Source organism: Fretibacterium sp. (assembly GCF_057312375.1).
Genome location: NZ_DBHLDX010000039.1, coordinates 1 through 1,540 on the forward strand (window position 1 = coordinate 1; position 1,540 = coordinate 1,540).

The following is a 1,540-nucleotide window of genomic DNA, read 5'->3' on the forward strand; positions in this document are numbered from 1 at the left end:
CCAGCCACTCCCCCGCCATGCCGTGCACCGCGCCGCCCAGGAGCGCCGCGTCCCGCGGGGCCATCCCGCCGGCCAGGAAGGCCCCGATGGCCCCCGACAGCACGTCCCCCGACCCCGGAACGGCCAGCTCTGGGCCGCCCCAGGTCAGCCGCTGCACCGTCGATCGCCCCCGGCAGGCCAGCAGGCTGCCGTGCCCCTTCAGGAGGACGCAGCCCCAGCGCTCCGCCAGGCGCCGCGCCGCGCCCTCCCGATCCCCCCGCACCGCGTCGGGCGTCGTCCCCAACAGACGCGCGGCCTCGCCCTCGTGGGGCGTCAGCACCACGTCCTCCCGCAGGCGACAGCTCGCGCCCTGAAGGGCCAGCGCGTAGAGGCCGTCCCCGTCCACCAAGAGCGGACCGGGCCAGCGGCCCCACATCCCCGCCACAAAGCGCATCGCGGCCTCCGTCCGTCCCAGCCCCGGCCCCAGGAGGGCCGCTCCGAAGGACGAGGCCTCCGACAGGGCCACGTCAAGCCACTCGTCCGGGTCCTCCAGGGGCCGACACACGGCCTCGGGCAGGCGCGCAACGCAGGCGGCGCAGACGGAGGGCAGGGAGAGCAGCGACACCAGGCCGCAGCCGCACCGCAGCGCTCCCTGCACGGAGAGCGACGGCGCGCCGGGGTACTGGGCCGAGCCTCCCGCCGCCAGCAGGCGGCCGCGCTCCCCCTTGTGCATGTCCGTTCGCCTGCGGGGCAGCAGGGCGACGACCTCGTCCCGCGTCACGTTCTGAATCATGGCATTCACTCCCCTTCCTTAAAGATGCTTCTGCCGATTATTATACCGCCTCAGGGTTTCGGGACGCGCCCTGCCCCTCCGCCCTGAAGGAACGGCTGAACTTCCGAAGGATCAAGGCCGACCAGACGGCAAAGCCGTCGTGAAAGTTCCAGGGGTCCAGCCCCAGGACCTCCCGGATCTTCTTCAGACGGTACTGCAGCGTGTTGCGATGGATGGACAGCTCCCGTGCCACGCCGTTGGCGGAGAAGGGGTTGCGGCACCAGGCCAGGAAGGTTTCCGTCAGCGTCGCGTCCATGCCGTCCCCCAGCACGTGTTCGATGTGCTGGCGCTTGCGCCACGCCGGGAGGTAAGACAGCAGCATCTCCGCGCTCAGGGCCCGCGCCGCGCAGACCGTCAGCCCCAGCGCGCGCCCCGTGGAGAGGGCCTCCCGCGCCAGGTGGGCGGACTCCGCCAGGCGCGGCAGACCCTCCGCCCCGCGGCCGATGCCCGCCTCCGCCTCGACCCCGGCCTCCCGGAGCTGTGCCACGAGTTCCTCGCAGAGGCGAAGGGCTGTCTCCTCCATCCCCCGCCCGCAGGAGAGGCTGAGGAAGGCCACGATCTGCTGGCTGCTCAACGGGGAGATGAGGTGCTCCGGGCTGCCGAAGAAGTTGACGATGCGGTTCAGCACCATCTCCCGAAAGGCGTTCTCCCCTCCGGCGGAAGGGTGATCCTCCGGGCTCCGGACGTTCAACACGACGGCGATGCGGCAGCCTCCCAGGTCGAAGCCCA

General features: G+C 72.1%; 2 protein-coding genes. Both read right to left on the minus strand.

The features are described 5' to 3' along the window. On the minus strand, window positions 1-772 hold a 772-nt coding region (locus tag ACO41U_RS07005), incomplete at its 3' end, for an NAD(P)H-hydrate dehydratase (RefSeq protein WP_485942680.1). 40 nt (window positions 773-812) lie between these two features. Next, window positions 813-1,540: PucR family transcriptional regulator (locus ACO41U_RS07010; protein WP_485942682.1), on the minus strand; the 728-nt coding region annotated here is incomplete at its 5' end.